Below are 20,955 nucleotides of genomic sequence, written 5' to 3' on the forward strand. Positions count from 1 at the left end.
AGGGTCGAAATGACTAGGGTTTTAACCGTATGGCGTTTTTTTTACCGCTATAGTGGGCTTTCTGCTGATCGTCATCCTGCGGCCTGACGCAACTGCATTCCACCCCGTCAATGATGATATCTCCATGTTTTTCAATCAGCTTCATCATCTCTCCCGGGGTCGTCAGCTCCCGCTCGGGCAGCAGATCAAGTTTCGCCAGGCTGCGCCGTAACACGGGCAGAAGTTGCGCCACATGGCGATGCGCGTGTCCCGAGCTGAAGCCAAAATGAAAGCCCAGGACATCGAAGGTACAGTAGGTCTTGAGGTAATGCAAAATGAAGAACAGCTTCTTATCTATCCGATCGAGATAGCCCACATGGCCACCTTTGGGTACCCGTTTTATTTCGCCTTGCTGAACGCGTTCTTGCTGAATCTCCGCATGAGCCTCCTCAAAGATAGGGCAAAGCTTGGCGAATTGCGCCTTACTCATTCCGATCAGGGCTCTGACGGTACGCTCACTGGTTTCTTCCATGAACTTTTCAAAAATCATTGGCTGACATCATTCGATTGTTGTTAATTGTTTTATACCACAACAAATCCATTTATTTCAACGGAAGCAACTCTAATGCCACTAGCGATGGCCGTCAACTGGCGACAAATTATATTGATAGCCTTGAAGCGCTTGCCAAACGTCATCCGCAAACCGCCTTTGTCGCGGTCACTGCGCCGTTGATGGCAGCGCAAACTGGGCCAAAAGCCTGGATTAAACGTTTCCTTGGTCGGCAACCTAGCGGCTATCTGGATAATGTTCGCCGCGCAGAATTCAATGCCATGCTGCGCGACAAATATCAGAGCAGCGGGCGTTTATTTGACTTGGCTCGCCTGGAAAGCCAGGCATCCGCCAGCTCATGCACGGTGTCGGTAGATGGGCAGGTGGTTGAAGCCTTGTGTCCTGAATTCACGGATGATGGCGGCCATCTAAATGAGCGGGGCCAAGCCATGATGGCCAGTGCGTTTCTAAATTTTGTCAGCTCGTTTTCGGCTAAATAGGACTGGAAGTGAGACCATTATTCAAGGCTACGAGTTGGTTTCAGGGAGAGTGGCCGTCGAATAATCCTATGAGTTTGTTGACCAGAGATATCGAGTTTTTCTATCAACAGCATGGTGCTGGGCGACCGCTCAATTTGCCATTGCGGTTATGGTCAATTGCCGGTTCCTCCGGTTTGAAGTTATTGTGCAGCCATCGTCTTGATCATTGGTTGCTGGGTAAACGCCAAGCGCCTGACGGAGTCAAGTGGCTCTGGCTGCCGCTGGTGATTGTTTCCGGCTTGATCAAACTGGTGATCAAGCTATACAGCAAAAGCGAGATTGGCAACGACTGCGAAATCGAAGGGGGCGTTATTTTTTCCGATCAGGGCAATATCATTTTTGGGGCGAGAAAAGTCGGCTCTGGCTCAGTGATCGGTACGCGAGTGACGGTAGGTATGAGTCATGCTGACAAGGGCCGGCCGGAAATTGGCCGTAATGTCTGGATCGGCTCTGATTGCGTGGTGTACGGCACTGTCAGTATCGGCGACGGTGCCACCTTGCTGCCGGGTACCGTGCTGACCAAGACGATTCCGCCCGGTGTTGTCATGCAGGGCAATCCGGCGCGTTTGCTGGTGCGGAATTTTGATAACACTGAACTTAGGTTGCAAGCCGATATTGATGCGGTTAGCTTGGTCAACCAACAGCGGAGCAGTTGAGTGTTCGACAATATTTGTGCCGATGCGATGCGGGTACATCGGGCGCATCGAAACACTGACTGCTTGGGGTTGGGGGATTTTCTCTACGCGCTGTGGATGAATTACGGTTTGCAGGCTCTGGTCATTTATCGCTTTGGGCGTTGGCTGCACAACTTATCTCAACAGCCTTGGGGCTGGATAGCGGCAGGTCTGGGCTATCCGCTGTTCTGGTTGTCCGCGCTGTTGGTGCGTAAAGCCTATGGCATTGATTTGGCACAAACTGCCGACATTGCTCCCGGTTTTTACATCAATCATTTTGGCGGTGTGGTAGTCAGGCATTGCCGAATTGGCCAGCGCTGCAACATTCAGCAACAGGTTAAGCTGGGAACTGAAAATGCCGGTGAGCAGCAACTTGTGATTGGTAATAGCGTTTATATTGGTGCACATGCCAAGATTTGTGCGGCGGTGACGATTGGTGACGAGGCAACTATCGGCGCTGGCGCGGTGGTGACGCAGGATATTCCTGCGCGTTGTTTGGTGTTGGGTGATCCGGCCCGCATCGTTCAGAGCAATTACGATTCGATCATTACAAATTAGCTCGAATAGAAGGATGGGGATGGGGTGGGCCATGGCTCCCGCTCCGGTAATTTGATTGAAGGCGGATCGTAGATTCGGGCGTTACCGAAAAAAATCACCGCGCCTCCGTTTCAGCCAAGCGCCGGTTCCGTTTCAGTCCAGCGGATGAGCAAGAAACCATCCATACTCGACGGGCATATTTTTACGAAAACCAGAGGATGACGATGTCCCGCTCTCCAGAAAACCCCCTGTTGCTCAAAGGCGCCGCCCTGTGGCTGCTCGTAGCTCTCGGTTTGGCCTGGTGCCTGGTCGGGCTGAACTTCGGCCTGCCCGTGCTGCCTGCGGTTTTCGCGGGCAAATTCACCCGTCTGGTGCAGGCGCATCTGGATCTGCTGCTGATGAGCGCCCTGCTGTTCGGCTTCCATGCCGCGAAGATATCCCTGCCCCGCCCGGTCTGCTGGGCCATGGTGATCGGCGCCTTCACCAATTCCAGCTTATTCCTGCTGCAGGCGATCTTTCCCGCGCTGGATGCGCCACCCGCCCCGGGCAACTTGGCGCAGGCGGCTTTCGGACTGTACGCCATCGCCAGCGTGACCCTCACGAGCTACGGCTTCGGCCGAGCCGCCGTGATCGTCCTCCGGTCCACCATCAAGGCCGGCTGACGTCCAGTCCGTCAATCCTCTCCAATGCGGGATCACCTCGATTCCGGCATTGGCGGCTTGATTCATTCTGCCGCCGCCGGGCAGCATCGCGCCGCTTCTTAAGGTCGGAACTAGGCGCTTAACTTTGAATAAGCCTGCCGCGAACGCCAGGGGCATAGGTTCTGCCAACACGAATTTCCGAGCCATCTTCAAGCACCGCAATCAATGCGGAGAAGGGAGCGGATTTGAGGCGGGCAATGGCGCTGCAGCGCACGATGGCGCTGCGATGGATACGGATGAACTCTTCGGGGTCCAGGCGTTGTTCGAGGGCTGTCAGCGTTTCGTGGTAGAGGTATTCCGCCCCCGCGACATGGATGCGCACATAGTCGCGTTCAGCCTGGAACCGGATGATGCTGTCTTGCGCGATGCGAATGTGTTCTCCCCGAACCTTGACCCAGAATTCGTGTTTGTACCTGGGTCGCTCGCGCAGGGCGCGTTTGAGGGCGGCGACGGTTTCCTGCAATTCGGCGATATGGTCGGTCTGGTGGCGTCCCGCCACAGCGGATTTTGCCCGCTCCATCGCCAGGCCGAAGCGTCCGGGTTCGATGGGTTTGGTGAGGTAGTCGACGGCATTGGCTTCGAATGCGCGCAGCGCGTGGTGGTCGAACGCGGTGACGAATACGACAACGGGCGGCTCCGGGCCGGCTTGTTCCAACACGTCGAAACCGCTGCCACCGGGCATCTGGATGTCCAGGAGCAGGATGTCCGGCCGCAATTCCGATGTCTTACGGCAGGCTTCCGCCACATCCGCGGCTTGTTCGATACGGCCAACCCAGTCCAGTTTGCCCAGCAGGCGAGCCAGCCTGCGGCGGGCGAGCGGTTCGTCATCCGCTATGAGAACGGTGAACCCCGTCATGCCTGCCTCCAGGGCAGATCCAAGGCGACGCGGTAGCGGCCGGAAGAAGCGCGGCCGGATGAAAAGTGCGCATCGCCTTGAAAACTGGCGCGTAAACGCTCCTCGACGTTACGCAGCCCGACGCCCATGCCCGGAGGGCGGTATTCCGCCGCATCGTCGCGCGGCATGTCGTTTTCCACGGCGATGTGCAACCGGTCGGCCGCGCGGCGAGCGCTGAGCGCGATTTCAACGGGCCCGGCGGCGGCGCCGACGCCGTGCTTGATTGCGTTTTCGATCAATGGCTGCAGGATGAGGCTGGGCACCCGTGCGTTGCATACTTCGTCCGGCATGTCGATTTTGAAGCTCATGCGGTCGGAAAATCGCTCGCGCTCGATCTCCAGATATTCTTCCTGTAAGGCGATTTCGTCGGCGAGCGGCACATCGTGCATGGGGTCGAGCGATAGCGTGGTGCGCATGAATGTGGAAAGCGACAGCACCATGCGTTCGGCGCGCGTGGTGGCGCCCTCTTCAATCAGTCCGGCGATGGAGTTGAGTGTGTTGAACAGAAAATGCGGATTGATCTGGTAGCGGAGCGCCTGCATTTGAGCGGCCAGCGCTTCTTTGCGCGCGACGGCCAGCAGTCGTTCACGCTCCAGCACTTCAAAGTTATCCAGCACCGCGACGAATAGACAACTCCATCCGAACAGCATGGAGGCACCTTCAATCAGGGTATAACCGGAATACACCGGATCAAGTGTGACGGGTTTTGGATATTGACAGAGGGTGTAGTTGACAAAATCTATCGCGGTGTAGACCGGCGCGGCGACTGCCGCCATCAGGAAACAGAGGAAGGCTTTTTGCAAAAACGACAGCCTGTGACGCAGGCGAAACAATAATCTCGCCATCGCATAGGTCATCAGCGCACTGAACCCGAATAACACGACTTTCAGCGAGGCGGATTCAATCGGATCGATATTGATGAAATAACCCAACAGGCTGTCGGCCGCGAACATGCAGAGCCAATACAGCAGATTGAGGCGAAGCGTAGCCTGCATGACGCTGCAGGATTCGTCGGCGGTGGTGGTGGCAATGTCGGCGGTCTTGTCCATCGGAACATTATCTCCCCGCCGGAGGCGCTGGCAAAGTGCCGTTCGTCCGGAAAAAATCGCCATTCGCAGAATTTTTTGCCGTCCGCAGCCGCCGTCGGCCGGTTGGCAGAAACGGACAAAGCGACTCCATCACTTGCCATTACAATTCATGGCCCCGGCTTTGCTGAGGGTATAGGCGGCATGTAGTGCACAGACTGACCCAAGACTGGGTCAACTTGATCTTACCGATGGATTTTAGTTTTTGTTTTCGTCATTCGTTCAAGGATACTCATGAAAAAACTATTATTGATACCCATGGTACTGGCTTGTGGCTGCACCGGCGTCAAACTCAAGCCAGAAGATATCGACAAAAAAACTTCGTTCTCTATTGGCCGGGAAATCGGACAATTCAGCGTATCGAATGTGGTCAATGAAGGCGGGGCAGCCACATCGAAAACGACCTACGATGCCCGCACCAAGGATGGCGCATTTTACAAGTGTTACATCGTGGATTCGGGTTGCCTTACCAAGGTCGTGACTTTTGGAATGTCAGGCACTTCCGATGCGGTTTGCGCGCAAATGGAAGGAAATGCGTCGAAAAGCAAGCCCGCTCCCGCTTGCAACGACCTATTAAGAGCTGCCGGCCAGTGTTGAAGATGCCGCCATCAAAAGGCGTTACCGTCCTGCTGGCAGCCTTGCTGACCGGTTGCGCATCGCTGCCCCATTCGACTACAGAGAAAATCGATGATCGCCGCACCGAGTTCGCATTGACTCGGCGCGATACCGTCCCCGTTGTTTTCGAAAACGGACTGGGCGGAAGAATGGAGTTGTGGGAAAAGGTAATTGCCGATATCTCAACAGATACCACAACATTCGCATACAACCGTCCTGGTTACGGGGATAGCGATCCCGTATCGACACCCCGAGACGGGTTGCACATCGTGGATGAGCTGCGCGTGCTGCTCCGAAGCAAAGGTATGAACCCGCCCTACGTTCTGGTGGGCCACTCGCTCGGCGGTTTGTATATGCAGCTTTTTGCCCGACGCTACCCGGACGAGGTGAGCGCGCTTATTCTCGTCGACTCCACTCATCCAAAACAGTTCGAGGGCGAAGGCTCTCTGGATAAGCTGCCATTCTTGATTCGGGGTTTACTCGGCATTTTGGTGACGGGTACGGCCAGGGAGGAACTCGACCTGCTGCCTCAAACCGGCGGGCAAGTGCTTGGCTTCCCGCCCTTGTCGAATAAACCGGTGTTCGTTCTAAGCGCATCCGAGCCGATGAAAGAAAAATCGCCGTTGGCGGACGATGCCAACGCAAAACGCAAAGACATCGCCCGGCTTTATCCCGGCTCCAAGCAAATATGGGTCGATAGCGGGCATGTCATTCCCTTGGAAAAGCCCGAGGCGGTAATCTCAGCCATACGCGAGGCGATGCGGGCGTCCCGTCAGTCCTCGAACGCCGGGATCACCTCAATCTCGGCCCGACCGGCTTCCATCCATTCCCACATCGCCGGATGGCCGAGCACTGTGCTCACGTACTCGGCCGCTACCGGACCGGCCTCGAGCCGGTAGGTCGCAAACCGCAGCGCGACGGGCGCGTACATCGCGTCGGCGATGGTGAAGCGGCCGAACAGCCAGGGGCCCTCGCCGGCAAACCGCTCCCGGCAGTCCCGCCAGATCTGGCCGATGCGGGCAACATCCTGGTACACGGCCTCCGGCACCGCCTTGACGGCGGGAGGCCGGCGGCAATTCATGCCGCAGTGCGTCCGCAGCGCCAGAAAGCCGGAGTGCATTTCCGCCGCGAGCGAACGGGCACGTGCCCTGTCCGAAGGCAGCCGCGGCCAACCGGCGGTTTCGGGAAAACGCTCCGCCAGGTATTCCAGGATCGCCAGGGAATCCCACACCGCGAGATCGCCGTCGATCAGCACCGGCACCTTCCCCGCCGGGGAGTGCGCCAGAATCTTCGGCTTCGAGTCTTCCCGGTACAGCGGAATCCGGATCTCCTCGAAGGCCAGGCCGTGGTGCTTCAGATACAGCCAGGGACGCAGGGACCAGGACGAATAGTTCTTGTTGCCGATGACCAGAGTCAGGCTCATGGGGTTTCCTTTTCGTGACGGCAGACGGGGGACGGTGGAACCGTGCTTCGCCGCCGGATGGCGGCCAGGAAAATATACACCCCCAAGGCTGCCAGCAGATGCTTGAGGGCATGTCCACTCAAGGGAGGGAGCATCCGGAAGACGGGCTCGTCCAGGAGTTCCGCGGCCTTGGCGGCGGCATAGGCGCCGAGCACCGCCCACAGATAGGCCGTGCCGCCGAACCTCGACCGGAACAGGAGGAGGATCAGCGGAATCAGCAGCATCGGCAGAAACTGGACCAGGCCGTAGAGGCGGAGGTCGCCGTGGCCCTGCGCTTCACTGAAATCCCAGTAGAACACCGAGACGACGCCGATCGCGAGCAGCGGCCACAACAGGCGCCGCCCCAGTGCAACCGACACGTACTCGGCGAGGACGATGGAAAACAAGGCCATGAAGGCGGCGGTCATGGGCAGCCGGTCCCAGACCAGGGTAGCGTTGTTCGGATTCAGGTGGTAGTACGCCGACCCCACTCCCACGAGGGCGACGGCGGCGAAGAAGATCAAATAGGCGATGCGGAACTCCGCCAGGATGGCCGGCCTTCCCCGGTACACTTCCAGCACCCCGGCCAGGCCGATCGCGAGGAACGGCAGATTGCTGACGACGTTCCAGAAATTGGGAATGCCGAAGCGGGCGATCCCGTCCGCGAACCGGTGATAGGCGGGGTCCTGCGGAATGGCGGGTACGAACAAGGCACCGGTCACGGCCAAAGCCGCCAGGACCAGCAGCAGCCTCTCTTTTTGTCGCAAGGTACCCTCCCCTCGTCTTCGCTCCCGGCAACAGAACCGGTATGCTCGAATCCTTCAAAGCCCTGCCCTTCGTACCCGACATCATCCCGCCGTGCGTTTCGATCTGAAAGACCTGGAACTGTTCGTCGCCGCGACCGAAGCCGGCAGCATCGCCAAGGCGGCCGAGCGCTGCCATACCGTGGCCTCCGCCGTCAGCAAACGGCTGTCCGACCTGGAAGCCGCCTACGGCACGGCGCTCCTGCTACGCAGCAGCAAGGGCATCGCGCCGACGGCCGCCGGTCTCGCCCTGCTCGGTCGCGCCCGCGCCGTGCTGCACCAGGCCGGCCAGCTGGAGCACGAGCTGCGCGGCTATTCGAAAGGGCTGCGCGGACGGGTGCGGGTGTTCGCCAACATCTCGGCCATCGTGGAATTCCTGCCCTCGGCGCTCGCGTCGTTTCTCGCCGTCCATCCCGAAATCGAGGTGGAGCTGGAAGAACGGGTGAGCACCGAGATCGCGGAGGCCGTCGCCGAAAACCGCGCCGATTTGGGAATACTGAGCGAGCTGCCCGCCGGCAGCACGCTTGCGGCAATACCCTTTCGCGAGGACGAACTGGTGCTGCTGGTCCGGCCGGACCATCCGCTGGCGGCACGGGGCAGCGTTTCCTTCGGCGATGCGTTGGATTCGGACTTCGTCGGACTGCACACGGACGGCGCCCTGCACTACCTGATGCTCCGCGCCGCCGCCGAGGCCGGACGGCCGCTCAAGCTCAAGATCCAGGTCACCAGCTTCGATGCCGTCTGCGCCATGGTGGCGGCGGGCTTGGGGCTCGGCGTGGTGCCGCGGGCCGCCGCCGCGGCCTACATGGCATCGCTTGGGCTGGTGCCGGTCGCGCTGGAAGACGCCTGGAGCAAGCGCCGCCTGCACATCTGCCTGCGCTCCCCGGAAAGCCTGTCCGCCGCCTCCCGGCTGCTGCTGGACCATCTCGCCGGCCTGCCGTCCTGACCGGCCATCGCCAACGGCGATGGCGGCTTCGCCAGCGATCAATTTTCCCGCCCTCCCGCCTGCGGCATCCTGCCTCCGAATGTTCAACCTCAGGAGCAAGCCATGTACCGCTGGAACCCCGAAGACTACGCCCGAAACTCCGCCGGCCAGGAAGCCTGGGCACGTGACCTGTTGGCCGGATTGAAGCTGCGTCCGGACGACGCGGTGCTCGACATCGGCTGCGGCGACGGGCGCATCACCGCCGCCATCGCCGACCAGGTGCCGAAAGGCTGGGTCGTCGGCGTGGATTTGTCGCCCGACATGATCGGCCATGCCCGGGCGCACCATCACCGCCCCAATCTTTCATTCAGGCGGATTGACGCCCAGACCCTGCCGTTCGATGCCGGATTCACGGTCGTCTTCTCCAATGCCGCCCTGCACTGGATCAAGGACCACCGGCCGGTATTGGCCGGCACCGCCCGCGCCCTGAAGCCGGGCGGACGCTGCCTGATGGAGATGGGCGGCCACGGCAGCGGGGCCGGGGTGATCGCCGCTTTCGAGACCCTTGCGGAAGAGGACGAATGGCGCGGGCATTTCACGGACTTCGAATCCAGCTACGGTTTCCATGATGCGGAGAGCTATCGCCGCTGGCTCGGCGAAGCGGGCCTGCATCCGGTCAGGGTGGAATCGATCCCCAGGGACATGGTCCACACCGGCCGCGAGGCCTTCGCCGGCTGGCTGCGGACCGCCTGGCATCCGTATACTTCGCGGGTTCCGTCGGATCGCCGGGACCGCTTCATCGACGCCGCGGCCGAACGCTATCTGGCGGCGTACCCGCCGGATGCTTCGGGACGGGTGCACGTCGCCATGGTTCGGCTGCAGGTGGAGGCGTACCGATAAACCTATATTCCTTTGTTGAGCTCTCCCTGGAAACCGTTCGTGGTGAGCTTGTCGAACCATGAACGGTTTCCAGGAACTCACCCGATGGGCGAAGGAAAAAAATTCCGTTCACCCTTCGACAAGCTCAGGGTGAACGGAATTTTTGCGGGTTGAGGAATTTGGGACAAACCGTCTTCCTGACTATTCACCGGCCACGTTATTCGCCCATGGGCATCGCTCTATTCGTCTTCTTTCTGGGCTGCGGACTGGCGATGTCCCGCCGGCTGTTCGCCGAACACAGCCCCTGGGTGCGTGCCTGGGCGGGGCTGGCCGGCGGGCTGTTGGGGCTCATCTGGCTGCCGGCCGCCACCGCCCTGCTGACCGGCTTCACGCCGCGCTGCCAGTGGATCGCGGCCGGCATGATGGGTGTCATCACCCTGCTGACGCTGCGCTTCGCCGCCGCGCCGGTTCAAATGCCCACCCCCGCGGACAGGCCGAGCCGGGCGGAGATCGGCATGGTGGCGCTGTTCACCCTGCTGATCTGTCTGCTGCTCTACACCCACGTGATCTACCCCGATGCGGACGGCGGGCTCAGCGTGGGCCAGTCGACCTACGGCGACCTGGCCCTGCACCTGGGGATCGTCACCAGCATCGCGGAACAGGGCGAATTCCCGCCCGACTATTCGATCTTTCCCGGCCACCGGCTGAACTATCCGTTCCTGGTGAATTCGCTCTCCGCCAGCCTCTACCTGCTCGGCACGCCGCTGCGCTGGGCCGTTCTCCTGCCCAGCTTCGTCATGGCCTTCTGCGTGGTCGCCGGCTTCACCAGCCTGGCAAGGGAAATCCTGCAAAACCGATCGGCCGTGCTGTGGGCGCAGGCCCTGTTCTTTCTCAACGGCGGTTTCGGCTTTGCCTATTTCCTGGAAGGCGCCACCAAGAATCCGGAAAACTTCTTCCGCATCTTCACCGGCTTCTACCAGACGCCCACCAACCTGGTGGAAGAAAACATCCGCTGGTCGAACGTCATTTGCGACATGCTCGTGCCCCAGCGCACCACCCTGGCCGGCTGGTGCTTCCTCATGCTTTACCTCTGGCTGCTGTATGTCGGCCTCACCCGCCATCGGCGCAAGTATTTCATCGCCGCGGGAATCGGCGCGGGCCTGTTGCCGATGATCCATACCCATTCCTTCCTCGGGCTGGGCATCGTCTCCGCCATCTGGTTGTGGGTGTTCATGGCGCGGCAGAACCGGAGGACGATCAAGCCTCATCTGCGGAATTGGATACTCTACGGGGCGATCGCGGTCGGCCTGGCGACGCCGCAGCTTTTCGCCTGGACCTTCCAGCAGGCCGACGAAGGCGGTTTCCTGAAATTCCATCTCGACTGGGCCAACCACGGCGACATCTGGCCCTGGTTCTGGGTGAAGAACGTAGGGCTGGTGTTCGTGCTGCTGCCCGCGGCGCTTTGGGCGGCGAACCGGCGCATGCTGGCCATGTATTCCGGCGCCGTCGGCATCTTCCTACTGGCCGACTTGGTGCTGTTCCAGCCCAACGAATACGACAACAACAAGCTGTTCTACGTCTGGTACCTCCTGAGCTGTATCCTGGTCGGCGGCTTCCTGCGCGATCTGCACGGGCGCCTCGAAGGACTGCGCGGCCGCTGGATCGCTTCGGCCCTGATCCTGTTCGTCGCGAGCTTCTCCGCGATCCTCTCGATCGGCAGGGAGGTCGTATCCGACTACCAGCTCTTCGACCGCCACCAGGTCTTGGCCGCCGAATTCATCCGGGCCCATACGCCGAAGGACGCGCTGTTCATCACCTCGGACAACCACAACAACCCCGTGGCCGCCCTGGCCGGACGGAACATCCTGGTCGGCACCCCCATCTACCTGTTCTTCCACGGCATCGGCTATGACGCGCGCTGGTCCGAGCTGGAAAGGATGTACACCGATCCCGGAGCCTTTCCGGAACTGCGCGCCAAATACCAGGTCGACTACGTCTATTTCAGCAGCTACGAGCGGGACAAGTTCAAGCTCGACGGAGGTGTTTTCGAGCAGCGCTATCCGCGGGTTTTCGCCTCCGGAGACATCGGCATCTATGCCGTATCCCCACGGGCCATCGCCGCCCAGGCGGAACCGTCGCGGCTTTCCTCGAGCCAGCGGTGACGCCGGCTGAGCCGCGAGGCCTGGGCGACCCGGCGGACGGACAGCCCATTCAGCCCTCGCCCTTGACCCTGGACTGCAGATGCACGGCGAGACGCTTCATGGCTATCGAAGCATCGCCGGGGGGAAGACGGACGTTGATGAGGCTCGGCATGCTTCGGTTGGCCAGCGCTTCGCAGAGCGCACTTTCAAACGCCGCTTCGTCGGGCGCGTCGTAGCCCTGTAGGGGGCCGAACACCTCGCCCAGCCGGTGGAAGCGCCAATCGGCGATGTCGTTGAAGGCCCCGTCGAGGATGAAGCGTTCGGTGCTATAGCCGCGATTGTTGAGCACCACGACGATCGGTGCCAGGCCGAGACGGGCATGGGTCGACAGCTCCGTTCCGGTCATCTGGAAGGCACCGTCGCCGACCAGGATCAGCGCCCGGTGATCGGGACGGGCGACCTGGGCCCCGAGCGCGGCGGGCACCGCAAAACCCATCGAGGTATAGAAAGCGGACGCCAGGAATTCGCTGCGCTCGTGCACATGCAGGTCGGCGGCGGCGAACAGGCAGTCGCCGACGTCGCACACCACGATCATGTCGGGGGTCAGCGCGCGGTCGAGCCGCTCCACCAGCCGGGCGATCGTCATCGGCCGGTCCGGCGCGGGAAAGTCCCACGGCTCCGGACCCGCCGGCGCCGGAAACGCCTCGCCCCGGGCCCCGGCGGACCGCGCCAGGGCCGTGACGAAGTCCGCGAGCAGGACGCGGGGATAGCGGTGATGGCGAATCACGACCTCGTTCTGGGCGGCGCGGACGATGCGCTGCGGATCGAGGCGCGCCGTGTAGATGCCCGTGTCCACGTCGTTCAGCGTGACCCCGAGCATCAGCAGGAGGTCGGACTGCTCGACCATGTAGCGTGCGTTTTCCGTGCTCATCGCGCCCTCGTAAACCCCCAGATAGGCGGGATGGCGCTCGGCGAACACCGACTTGCCGGTCAAGGTCGCCGCCACCGGCAGGTGCGCCTGCTCGACGAGCCCGACGAGGGCGTCCTGGAGCCCTCGCCGGTGCAGCTCGACGCCCGCAAGGACCACCGGCGACGCCGCATGTCCCAGAAGCTCCGCGGCCTCCGCGACCGCCTCAGCCAAGGCCGAATCGTCGCTGGAAGGCGCTTCCGGGGTTTCCTGCGGAATCGGATATCCCGGCGCCATCACTTGGTCGGCGGGAATCTCGATGTACACCGGCTTGCAATGCTGGCGGGCGGCCGCGAGCGCACGCTCCACCTGCCGGAAGGCGATCACCGGATCGTCCAGCACCACGGCGGCGCAGGTGATCCGTTCGAATATCTCGCGCTGAAACCGGAACGGCCCGAAGCGGTGGTGGATCAACGGGTCTTCCCTTTGCTCGCGCACGCCCGGCGCACCGCTGATGACCACCACCGGCGAGGATTCCGCATAGGCGCCGGCGACGGCGTTGACGGTGTTCAAGGCGCCAACCCCGTAAGTCACCGCCAGCGCGCCCATGCCCCGGCAGCGGGCATAGCCGTCGGCGGCGAAGGCGGCGGTGTCCTCCCGCGTGGTGCCGATATGCCGGACGGGACCTTTGGCCATCAAGCCGTAGAAGCCAAGCACATAATCGCCGGGAACGCCGAAGATGTGCTCGACACCCGCCTGGTAAAGGCAGGCGAGCAGATATCGTCCGATAGTGACAGGATCAGCCGTACTCATCCCCTCCTCCCACAGGCAGCTTGTCGGCCTGAGGCACAGTATCAAGGCCGATGAAAAATAGGAATACCGTGGGATCGTGGCACCCGTGCGGATGACGCCATTGACCCGCGAAGACGGCTAGAGTGGGACGCGGACCACGCCCGAGTGCAGTCCGGTCCCACAGGTTTCATCCCGCTTACGGTGCGGGGACCGCCACGCGGTTGACCGGCACGATCTGCGGCTGGTAGGAAAACACTTCGCGGCTGCCCGGATCGACCAGCACCTTCAGCCATTGCACGTCGTTGGTGCCGTTGCCTTGATTGTCGCCGAAGGTTTCGACGCGGGTGAAGTTTTCGAGCCGGCGTCCCCGGGCGTCCAGGAACGGCCTGTCGACGCGGAAATAATGGGAATCGCCGTGCACGTAGGCGACCGGCCGGCGGAATGCGATGACCTCATCACGCAACGCGCTGAGGAACTCCTGGAATCCATCGGGGTAGCCATCGGTTTCCGCGAGCGTCTTCGGATCGCGCAGCGGCGCCCGCTCCGGATCGTTGAGGTCCCAGCCGGGATTGGCCTGCGAGATGAACATGACGGCTGCGGCCTTGCGGGTCTTGGCCAGCTCGAAGGTTTCCTTCATCCAGGCGATGTTGGCCGCGTTGCGCGCGGCATATTCCACCGGATCGGGCTTGACGTCGCAGAGGTTGTTGCAGGAGCCCTGGACGTTCATGGTGGCGTAGATCACCCGGCCGACGCTCCAACGGCGGTTCTCGACGCAAGCGACGTAGGAACCGTCCGCGCCGAGGCAAAGCGGACTGGTCTGGACTTCCTGGCGCATGCGGCGCTGCCCCAGGGAGAACGGCGTAGAGAAGAACAGCTTCCGTTCCTTGTCGAGCTGAACCAGGGAGTTGTAATTGGGGTTGCGGTCGCAATCGGTCCAGTCGTTGTCGCCGGGCGTGAACATGGCGGGCGCCTTCAGCGCATTGAAATAGCCGAGCGCCGCGGTGTAAACCGCGTCGGTGCACTCGCTGCCGCCCGATTTCAGATCGCCGTCGTGGACGGTGAAGGCCAGGAACTGAGCGTTCATGTCCTCGATCAGATTGTTTACACCGGCCGCCTGAGCCGTGGAATACGGCAGATCGCCCCAGAGCCCGATGGCATAGGGATAGCCACGGCCCAGACCGTCGGCGGAAACGTTCGGCGAAGCCATGGCGGCGGCCGCCAGCAGCGGCAGGGACAATGCCCCCGCACCCAGTCTGCGCGTTGTCGGGTGAGCCGATTGAAAATCCTGCAGGTGTTTCATGATGCCCTCCGGTTTGTCGAAAAATTTGCCGAGCCGGGGATGCTAGAGGGATTTGTTTGCAGGACGGTGACGGGAGCGGCGCTCTGAAAAATGGGGCGGGAAATCGGAGCAATTCAGGATTTTGTGCCGGTTAACCCGAGTTGTTTACTTGGAAATTAATCAGGACTAAAATGGTCCGGAATTTGAGCAGGTGCCGCGATGCTGCGAATAAGCAAACTGACCGACTACGCGATCATCATCCTGGGCCAGATGGCCCGCTCGGACGAGCAGACCTTCGCGGCGGCCGAACTGGCGGATCAGACCTCGATCGCCATGCCGACCGCGAGCAAGATCCTCAAGGCGCTGGCCCGTGCCGGAATCGTGACCTCGACCCGCGGCTCCCGCGGCGGTTATGCCCTGGCACAGAAGCCGGAACACACCAGCGTCGCCCGCATCATCGGCGCCCTCGAAGGGCCGATCGCCCTCACCGAATGCAGCGCCGAGCAGGCGCTTTGCCAGCAGTCCTCGTCCTGCGATGTCCGCAGCCACTGGAACGTGATCAACCGGGCGGTGCAGACCGCGCTGGAATCGGTCAGCCTGGCGGACATGATCCGCCCGGTGTCCGCCTCGACGGCCGAAGTGCCGATTTCGCTGGCCCGGCTGCAGCCCCAACCCCGATAAACCTCTCGAGCACCGCCATGTCCGCCACGGCAGAAACCCTGGACCGCCTGATCAAACAGGAATACAAGCCCGGCTTCGTCACCGAGTTGGAAACCGACACGCTTCCGCCCGGCCTGAACGAGGACGTCATCCGGGCCATTTCGCAGAAGAAAAACGAGCCGGAATTCATGCTGGAATGGCGCTTGAGCGCCTACCGCCACTGGCTGACGATGCGGGAACCGCGCTGGGCCTTCGTCGAATACGAGCCGGTGGACTACCAGTCCATCAGCTACTACTCGGCGCCGAAAACCACGGACCACCCGAAATCCCTGGACGAGGTCGACCCCAAACTGCTGGAGACCTACAACAAGCTGGGCATCCCGCTGTACGAGCAGGAAAAGCTGGCGGGCGTCGCGGTGGACGCGGTGTTCGATTCCGTATCGGTGGCGACCACCTTCAAGGACAAACTGGCCGAGGCCGGCGTGATCTTCTGTTCCATGTCGGAGGCAATCGAGAAGCATCCCGAACTGGTTCGGCAATATCTGGGCAGCGTGGTACCGGCGGGGGACAATTTCTTCGCGGCGCTCAACTCGGCGGTGTTCTCGGACGGCTCCTTCGTCTACATCCCCAAGGACGTGCGCTGCCCGATGGAGCTGTCGACCTATTTCCGCATCAATGCGGCCAAGACCGGCCAGTTCGAGCGCACCCTGATCATCGCCGACGAGGGCAGCTACGTCAGCTACCTGGAAGGCTGCACCGCACCGATGCGCGACGAGAACCAGTTGCACGCGGCGGTGGTCGAACTCGTCGCGCTGGAAGGCGCCCAGATCAAGTACTCGACCGTGCAGAACTGGTATCCCGGCGACGAGGAAGGCCGCGGCGGCATCTACAACTTCGTCACCAAGCGCGGGGACTGCCGTGGCGCGCGCTCGAAGATTTCCTGGACCCAGGTGGAAACCGGATCGGCCATCACCTGGAAATACCCCAGCTGCCTCCTGCGCGGCGACGATTCGGTCGGCGAGTTCTACTCGGTGGCGGTCACCAACCACCGCCAGCAGGCCGATACCGGCACCAAGATGATCCACATCGGCAAGAACACCAAGAGCACCATCATCTCCAAGGGCGTTTCCGCCGGCCGTGCCCAGAACAGCTACCGGGGCCTGGTGAAGATACTCAAGAGCGCCGAGAACGCCCGCAACTACACCCAGTGCGATTCGCTCTTGATCGGCGAACGCTGCGGGGCGCACACCTTCCCCTACATCGAGGTGAAGCAGCCCTCCGCCCAGGTCGAGCACGAGGCGACGACCTCCAAGATCAGCGAAGACCAGCTGTTCTTCTGCCAGCAGCGCGGCTTGTCGGCGGAGGATGCGGTCTCCATGATCGTGAACGGCTTCTGCAAGCAGGTCTTCAAGGAACTGCCCATGGAATTCGCGGTGGAAGCCCAGGCGCTGCTGGGCATCAGCCTGGAAGGCAGCGTCGGTTGATACAGAACGAACTCTAGACAAGCCTTTAGAACCTGTCTTGAAAAATCTATTCAAGCGAAGTCAATCAGTTGAAATCAGGAAAATTCTCTGCTCAGGTAGGGTGGATAAGCGTAGCGCATCCACCTCCGCGCCGACTCGAAGAGCGGCGGAGCCGACTCGAAGAGCAGCGAAGCTGACTCGGAGAGCAGCGAAGCTGACTCGAAGAGCGGCGGAGCCGAATTTGGCGGATGCGCTGCCGCTTATCCGCCCTACGATCCTCCATTTTCTTTTTCAAGACAGACTCTTAGTTAAATGAACACCCTGCTCCGCATCGAAAACCTCCACGCCCGCGTCGACGGCAAGCCGATCCTCAAGGGCATCGACCTGACGATCAAACCCGGTGAGGTCCACGCCATCATGGGCCCGAACGGCTCGGGCAAGAGCACCCTGTCCAACGTCCTGGCCGGCCGCGCCGGCTATGAAGTGACCGAAGGCACGGTGAGCTACCGCGACCGGAACCTGCTGGAGCTGCCGCCGGAACAGCGCGCCCGCGAAGGCGTGTTCCTGGCCTTCCAGTACCCGGTGGAGATTCCCGGGGTCAGCAACATCTACCTGCTGAAAGCGGCCTACAATGCCGTGCGGCGCCATCGCGGCCTCAACGAAGTCGACGCGCTGGACTTCCTGAAGCTGGTCAAGGAAAAAACCAAGATCGTCGATCTGGACGAGCAGTTCCTGTACCGCGGCGTCAACGAAGGCTTCTCGGGCGGCGAGAAAAAGCGCAACGAGATCCTGCAGATGGCGATCCTCGAACCCACCTTGTGCATCCTCGACGAGACCGATTCGGGCCTGGACATCGACGCGCTCAAAGTGGTGGCGAACGGCGTCAACGCGCTGCGCTCCCCGGAGCGGGCCTTCATCCTGGTCACTCATTACCAGCGCCTGCTCGATTACGTCAAACCCGACCACGTCCACGTGCTGGCGCACGGGCGCATCGTCAGGTCCGGAGACGCCGGGCTGGCGCACGAACTCGAACAGAAGGGCTACGGCTGGATCGAAACGGCTGCGGCGGGAGCCTGATATGAGCGAGCCGTCCCACCGCCTCTACGTCGAGGCCTACCGCGAACCGGCCGCCAACGAGCCCGCTTGGCTGAGCCGGCTCCGCCAGCAGGCTCTGGCCCGCTTCGAAACGTCCGGCTTTCCCTCCCCGCGCGACGAGGAATGGCGCTACACCAACGTCGCGCCGATCGAACGCAAGCTGTTCGCCGCGGCGAGCGGCCCCGCCGACGTCGCCGCTGCCGCAGCCCTGATCGAAAGCTGCCGTATCGCGGATGCGTGGTCGCTGGTGTTCGTCGACGGCCTGTTCGCGCCCGAACTGTCGGAGCGCAACGGCCTGCCCGCTGGCGTGACGCTGGAAAGCCTGGCCTCGCTGCTCGAAACTGATGGCGATGGGCTGGAAGACTGGCTGGGCCATATCGGCAATCCGGACAATCACGGCTTCCTCGACTTCAACACCGCCTTCTTCACCGACGGCGCCGTGCTGCGCGTGGACGAGGGTGTCGTGCTGGAAAAGCCGGTCCATCTGTTCTTCGTCTCGACCCGCAGCGAGGGCCGGGCCACGCTGCGCAACCTGATCCGGATCGGCAGGCATGCCGAGGCGCGCGTCGTCGAAACCCACGTCGGCGCGGCGGAGACCGGCTATCTTGGCGCCGTGGTCAACCAGATCGAGATCGGGGACAACGGCGGCCTGAACCATTACAAGCTCCAGCTCGACGGCGGCAGGGCCTACCACTTCGGCGGCAGCTACGCCCGCGTCGCCCGCGACGGGCGGTTCGGCCATCACTTGTTGTCGCTGGGAGGGCTGCTGGTCCGCAACGAAACGCATGCCCGCCTCGCCCGCGCGGCCCAGACCGAGATGAACGGGTTGTTCCTGAGCGAGAATCGCCAGCACGTCGACAACCACGTCCGGGTGGACCACGACGAGCCGCACGGCAGCAGCCGCGTGACCTACCGCGGCATCCTCAAGGACCGCTCGCGCGGCGTGTTCCAGGGCCGGATCGTAGTGCACGCGGACGCCCAGAAGACCGACGCGGAAATGAACAACCGCAACCTGCTGCTGTCCGATGACGCCGAGATCGACACCAAGCCGCAGCTCGAGATCCATGCCGACGACGTGAAATGCGCCCACGGCGTCACGATCGGCCGGCTCGATCCGGACTCGGTGTTCTACCTGGAATCGCGCGGCATCGACGCAGCCGCGGCCCGCGAGATGCTGACCTTCGCCTTCGCGGTGGAAATCGTCGAACGGATGCGCCCCGGCCCGTTCCACGAGCTGCTGCGCGGCATGCTGCTGGCCCGTTTCCCGAACGCAAAGTGAGCCAAGGAGTCGCCATGAGCACCGCCCCCGCCGCCGTCCCGATTTTCGACGCCGCCCGGATCAGGAAGGACTTCCCGATTCTCGGACAGCAGGTTCACGGCAAGCCGCTGGTCTACCTGGACAACGCCGCCACCGCCCAGAAACCCAAGGCGGTGCTGGACTGCATCGCCAAGGTGTACACGGAGGACTACGCCAACGTCCACCGCGGCGTGCACACCCTGAGCCAGCGCGCCACGGAGTTGTTCGAGGGGGCACGCGAAAAGGTGCAGCGCCACCTCAACGCCCGCCACCCGCACGAGATCGTCTTCACCCGCGGTACCACCGAGGCGATCAACCTGGTCGCCCAGTCCTACGGACGGCCGCGCTTCAAGGCGGGGGACGAGATCCTCATCACGGCCATGGAGCACCATTCCAACATCGTGCCCTGGCAGATGCTGTGCGAACAGACCGGCGCGGTCCTGAAGGTCGTCCCCATCGACCGCACCGGCACCCTGGTGCTGGACCAGTTCGAGGCCCTGCTGTCGAACCGCACCCGCCTGCTGGCGGTGGCGCACATGTCGAACGCGCTGGGCACGATCAACCCGGTCGAAAAGCTGATCGAACAGGCCCATCGCCGCGGCGTGCCGGTCCTGGTCGACGGCGCCCAGGCGATTCCGCACATGGCGGTGGACGTGCAGGCGCTGGACTGCGATTTCTACGCCTTCTCCGGCCACAAGCTGTATGGCCCCGCCGGCATCGGAATCCTCTACGGCAAAGAGGAGCTGCTCAACGAGATGCCGCCCTACCAGGGCGGCGGCGACATGATCCGCCGCGTGACCTTCGAGAAGACCGAATACAACGCCCTGCCCTACAAGTTCGAAGCCGGCACGCCAAGCATCGTCGACGCCATCGCCCTGGGCGCGGCGATCGACTATGTGAACAGCATCGGCATCGAAACCATCGCCGGGCACGAACACCGGCTGCTGGCCTACGCCACCGAACAGGCGCTGCGAATCCCGGGCTTAGAGCTGTTCGGCCAAGCCGCCGACAAGGGCGCCATCCTGTCGTTCACCCTGCACCGCATCCACCCGCACGACATCGGCACGATTCTCGACCACCTCGGCATCGCCATCCGCGCCGGGCACCACTGCGCCATGCCGGTGATGGACTTTTTCGGCGTTCCCGCGACGGCGCGGGCGTCGTTCGGGCTTTACAACACTTTCGAAGAGGTAGACGCGTTGATCGCAGGCATCCACAAGGTCATCGAGGTGTTCGGCTGATGCTGGACCAGATTCGGGATCTCTACCAGGAGGTGGTGTTCGACCACAACCGCAATCCGCGCAACTTCCGGGTCATGGAAGACGCCAACCGCACCGTCGAGGGCTTCAACCCGCTGTGCGGCGACCGTATCACCCTGTACGTCAAGATCGACGGCGACGGCGTCATCCGGGACGTCAGTTTCCGGGGCTCGGGCTGCGCCATCTCCACCGCCTCGGCCTCGCTCATGACCGAGATCGTGCGGGGGATGCACGAAAGCGAGGCTCACGCGCTATTCCAAACCTTCCACCGCATCGCAACCGGCAAGGACGAAACCGTGAATCTGGAAGAACTGGGCAAGCTGGCCGTGCTCGCCGGCGTACGCGCCTATCCGGCACGGGTCAAATGCGCCACCCTGGCCTGGCACTCGCTGGAAGCCGCGCTGGAAAACAAGGAAACGACCGTCACCACGGAGTGAGG

The 20,955-nt window shown here is 62.1% G+C and carries 21 protein-coding genes and 1 pseudogene; 15 read left to right on the forward strand and 7 right to left on the reverse strand.

The genetic code is table 11. The features are described from left to right. Nucleotides 1-13: 13 nt before the first annotated feature. Nucleotides 14-529: a helix-turn-helix domain-containing protein gene (locus ABZN20_RS06830; protein ID WP_367025613.1), complete on the reverse strand. Its 516-nt coding sequence runs from the start codon at nucleotides 527-529 to the stop codon at nucleotides 14-16. On the opposite strand from ABZN20_RS06830, the gene ABZN20_RS06835 reads away from it, so the two are divergent. From ABZN20_RS06835 to ABZN20_RS06850, 4 genes are all read left to right on the forward strand, one after another. Then, entirely contained in the window at nucleotides 529-1,029 is a 501-nt protein-coding gene (locus ABZN20_RS06835; RefSeq protein ID WP_367027181.1) for a hypothetical protein, read from the forward strand. The genes ABZN20_RS06830 and ABZN20_RS06835 overlap by 1 nt on opposite strands. Nucleotides 1,030-1,097: 68 nt before the next feature. Next, nucleotides 1,098-1,724 (forward strand): acyltransferase, encoded by a 627-nt coding sequence (locus tag ABZN20_RS06840; RefSeq protein WP_218807190.1) that lies wholly within the window; start codon nucleotides 1,098-1,100, stop codon nucleotides 1,722-1,724. Then, nucleotides 1,725-2,300 carry a serine O-acetyltransferase gene (locus ABZN20_RS06845; RefSeq protein ID WP_218807191.1) on the forward strand — a complete coding sequence of 192 codons (576 nt, stop codon included), beginning with the start codon at nucleotides 1,725-1,727 and terminating at the stop codon, nucleotides 2,298-2,300. 203 nt (nucleotides 2,301-2,503) lie between these two features. Next, on the forward strand, nucleotides 2,504-2,941 hold the full coding sequence (locus ABZN20_RS06850; protein ID WP_255556514.1) for a hypothetical protein: 438 nt from the start codon (nucleotides 2,504-2,506) through the stop codon (nucleotides 2,939-2,941). A gap of 118 nt (nucleotides 2,942-3,059) precedes the next feature. Here ABZN20_RS06850 and ABZN20_RS06855 read toward each other — a convergent pair whose 3' ends face one another. Next, nucleotides 3,060-3,836 carry a LytR/AlgR family response regulator transcription factor gene (locus tag ABZN20_RS06855; RefSeq protein WP_367027182.1) on the reverse strand — a complete coding sequence of 259 codons (777 nt, stop codon included), beginning with the start codon at nucleotides 3,834-3,836 and terminating at the stop codon, nucleotides 3,060-3,062. Then, the gene (locus ABZN20_RS06860; RefSeq protein WP_367027183.1) at nucleotides 3,833-4,924 is read right to left on the reverse strand and encodes a sensor histidine kinase; all 1,092 of its coding nucleotides are present in this window, start codon (nucleotides 4,922-4,924) and stop codon (nucleotides 3,833-3,835) included. Before ABZN20_RS06860 ends, ABZN20_RS06855 begins: the two co-directional genes overlap by 4 nt. 270 nt (nucleotides 4,925-5,194) lie before the next feature. On the opposite strand from ABZN20_RS06860, the gene ABZN20_RS06865 reads away from it, so the two are divergent. Together ABZN20_RS06865 and ABZN20_RS06870 are read left to right on the forward strand one after the other, a co-directional pair. Continuing rightward, nucleotides 5,195-5,557, forward strand: a complete 363-nt coding sequence (locus ABZN20_RS06865; protein WP_367027184.1) for a hypothetical protein — start codon at nucleotides 5,195-5,197, stop codon at nucleotides 5,555-5,557. A 2-nt stretch (nucleotides 5,558-5,559) separates the two neighbouring features. Further along, a pseudogene (locus ABZN20_RS06870) lies at nucleotides 5,560-6,303 on the forward strand (alpha/beta fold hydrolase); the annotation flags it as partial. Nucleotides 6,304-6,347: 44 nt separating this feature from the next. Here the strand turns inward: ABZN20_RS06870 and ABZN20_RS06875 are convergent. Together ABZN20_RS06875 and ABZN20_RS06880 are read right to left on the reverse strand one after the other, a co-directional pair. Beyond that, entirely contained in the window at nucleotides 6,348-6,998 is a 651-nt protein-coding gene (locus ABZN20_RS06875; RefSeq protein WP_367027185.1) for a glutathione S-transferase family protein, read from the reverse strand. Next, the gene (locus ABZN20_RS06880; RefSeq protein ID WP_367027186.1) at nucleotides 6,995-7,783 is read right to left on the reverse strand and encodes a ceramidase domain-containing protein; all 789 of its coding nucleotides are present in this window, start codon (nucleotides 7,781-7,783) and stop codon (nucleotides 6,995-6,997) included. Before ABZN20_RS06880 ends, ABZN20_RS06875 begins: the two co-directional genes overlap by 4 nt. 91 nt (nucleotides 7,784-7,874) lie before the next feature. Between ABZN20_RS06880 and ABZN20_RS06885 the strand changes: the two genes are divergently transcribed. The 3 genes from ABZN20_RS06885 to ABZN20_RS06895 all read left to right on the forward strand — a co-directional run bounded on the left by ABZN20_RS06885 (nucleotide 7,875) and on the right by ABZN20_RS06895 (nucleotide 11,785). Next, entirely contained in the window at nucleotides 7,875-8,765 is an 891-nt protein-coding gene (locus ABZN20_RS06885; protein WP_218807198.1) for a LysR family transcriptional regulator, read from the forward strand. 102 nt (nucleotides 8,766-8,867) lie between these two features. Then, nucleotides 8,868-9,644 carry a class I SAM-dependent methyltransferase gene (locus tag ABZN20_RS06890; protein ID WP_367027187.1) on the forward strand — a complete coding sequence of 259 codons (777 nt, stop codon included), beginning with the start codon at nucleotides 8,868-8,870 and terminating at the stop codon, nucleotides 9,642-9,644. Nucleotides 9,645-9,850: 206 nt separating this feature from the next. Further along, nucleotides 9,851-11,785 carry a hypothetical protein gene (locus ABZN20_RS06895; protein ID WP_367027188.1) on the forward strand — a complete coding sequence of 645 codons (1,935 nt, stop codon included), beginning with the start codon at nucleotides 9,851-9,853 and terminating at the stop codon, nucleotides 11,783-11,785. Nucleotides 11,786-11,834: 49 nt separating this feature from the next. Here the strand turns inward: ABZN20_RS06895 and ABZN20_RS06900 are convergent, their stop codons facing one another. Both ABZN20_RS06900 and ABZN20_RS06905 read right to left on the reverse strand, forming a co-directional pair. Continuing rightward, the gene (locus tag ABZN20_RS06900) at nucleotides 11,835-13,484 is read right to left on the reverse strand and encodes an alpha-keto acid decarboxylase family protein (RefSeq protein ID WP_218807201.1); all 1,650 of its coding nucleotides are present in this window, start codon (nucleotides 13,482-13,484) and stop codon (nucleotides 11,835-11,837) included. Between the two features lie 175 nt (nucleotides 13,485-13,659). Continuing rightward, nucleotides 13,660-14,763 (reverse strand): hypothetical protein, encoded by a 1,104-nt coding sequence (locus ABZN20_RS06905; protein ID WP_367027190.1) that lies wholly within the window; start codon nucleotides 14,761-14,763, stop codon nucleotides 13,660-13,662. Between the two features lie 198 nt (nucleotides 14,764-14,961). Here ABZN20_RS06905 and ABZN20_RS06910 point away from each other — a divergent pair, with 198 nt between their 5' ends. The 6 genes from ABZN20_RS06910 to sufU all read left to right on the forward strand — a co-directional run bounded on the left by ABZN20_RS06910 (nucleotide 14,962) and on the right by sufU (nucleotide 20,953). Next, nucleotides 14,962-15,423, forward strand: a complete 462-nt coding sequence (locus tag ABZN20_RS06910) for an SUF system Fe-S cluster assembly regulator (protein ID WP_218807202.1) — start codon at nucleotides 14,962-14,964, stop codon at nucleotides 15,421-15,423. A gap of 17 nt (nucleotides 15,424-15,440) precedes the next feature. Beyond that, nucleotides 15,441-16,886, forward strand: a complete 1,446-nt coding sequence (gene sufB, locus ABZN20_RS06915) for a Fe-S cluster assembly protein SufB (protein WP_218807203.1) — start codon at nucleotides 15,441-15,443, stop codon at nucleotides 16,884-16,886. Nucleotides 16,887-17,186: 300 nt separating this feature from the next. Further along, nucleotides 17,187-17,942 (forward strand): Fe-S cluster assembly ATPase SufC, encoded by a 756-nt coding sequence (sufC, locus tag ABZN20_RS06920; protein ID WP_367027547.1) that lies wholly within the window; start codon nucleotides 17,187-17,189, stop codon nucleotides 17,940-17,942. 1 nt (nucleotide 17,943) lies between these two features. After that, a complete protein-coding gene (gene sufD / locus ABZN20_RS06925; RefSeq protein ID WP_367027191.1) occupies nucleotides 17,944-19,239 on the forward strand; it encodes a Fe-S cluster assembly protein SufD in 1,296 nt (431 codons plus the stop codon). 14 nt (nucleotides 19,240-19,253) lie between these two features. Beyond that, the gene (locus ABZN20_RS06930; protein WP_218807206.1) at nucleotides 19,254-20,498 is read left to right on the forward strand and encodes a cysteine desulfurase; all 1,245 of its coding nucleotides are present in this window, start codon (nucleotides 19,254-19,256) and stop codon (nucleotides 20,496-20,498) included. Then, on the forward strand, nucleotides 20,498-20,953 hold the full coding sequence (gene sufU, locus ABZN20_RS06935) for a Fe-S cluster assembly sulfur transfer protein SufU (protein ID WP_367027192.1): 456 nt from the start codon (nucleotides 20,498-20,500) through the stop codon (nucleotides 20,951-20,953). Before ABZN20_RS06930 ends, sufU begins: the two co-directional genes overlap by 1 nt. Nucleotides 20,954-20,955: the final 2 nt, after the last annotated feature.

It is taken from the genome of Methylococcus sp. ANG (genome assembly GCF_040730495.1).
In the GTDB taxonomy this organism is placed as follows: Bacteria; Pseudomonadota; Gammaproteobacteria; order Methylococcales; family Methylococcaceae; genus Methylococcus.

Coding starts and splice junctions, on each gene's coding strand:
- ABZN20_RS06830 (WP_367025613.1), bottom strand. CDS start 529: ATGATTTTTGAAAAGTTCATGGAAGAAACCAGTGAGCGTACCGTCAGA.
- sufD (WP_367027191.1), top strand. CDS start 17,944: ATGAGCGAGCCGTCCCACCGCCTCTACGTCGAGGCCTACCGCGAACCG.
- ABZN20_RS06900 (WP_218807201.1), bottom strand. CDS start 13,484: ATGAGTACGGCTGATCCTGTCACTATCGGACGATATCTGCTCGCCTGC.
- ABZN20_RS06875 (WP_367027185.1), bottom strand. CDS start 6,998: ATGAGCCTGACTCTGGTCATCGGCAACAAGAACTATTCGTCCTGGTCC.
- ABZN20_RS06930 (WP_218807206.1), top strand. CDS start 19,254: ATGAGCACCGCCCCCGCCGCCGTCCCGATTTTCGACGCCGCCCGGATC.
- ABZN20_RS06860 (WP_367027183.1), bottom strand. CDS start 4,924: ATGGACAAGACCGCCGACATTGCCACCACCACCGCCGACGAATCCTGC.
- ABZN20_RS06890 (WP_367027187.1), top strand. CDS start 8,868: ATGTACCGCTGGAACCCCGAAGACTACGCCCGAAACTCCGCCGGCCAG.
- ABZN20_RS06910 (WP_218807202.1), top strand. CDS start 14,962: ATGCTGCGAATAAGCAAACTGACCGACTACGCGATCATCATCCTGGGC.
- ABZN20_RS06840 (WP_218807190.1), top strand. CDS start 1,098: ATGAGTTTGTTGACCAGAGATATCGAGTTTTTCTATCAACAGCATGGT.
- ABZN20_RS06895 (WP_367027188.1), top strand. CDS start 9,851: ATGGGCATCGCTCTATTCGTCTTCTTTCTGGGCTGCGGACTGGCGATG.
- ABZN20_RS06855 (WP_367027182.1), bottom strand. CDS start 3,836: ATGACGGGGTTCACCGTTCTCATAGCGGATGACGAACCGCTCGCCCGC.
- ABZN20_RS06865 (WP_367027184.1), top strand. CDS start 5,195: ATGAAAAAACTATTATTGATACCCATGGTACTGGCTTGTGGCTGCACC.
- sufB (WP_218807203.1), top strand. CDS start 15,441: ATGTCCGCCACGGCAGAAACCCTGGACCGCCTGATCAAACAGGAATAC.
- sufU (WP_367027192.1), top strand. CDS start 20,498: ATGCTGGACCAGATTCGGGATCTCTACCAGGAGGTGGTGTTCGACCAC.
- ABZN20_RS06850 (WP_255556514.1), top strand. CDS start 2,504: ATGTCCCGCTCTCCAGAAAACCCCCTGTTGCTCAAAGGCGCCGCCCTG.
- ABZN20_RS06905 (WP_367027190.1), bottom strand. CDS start 14,763: ATGAAACACCTGCAGGATTTTCAATCGGCTCACCCGACAACGCGCAGA.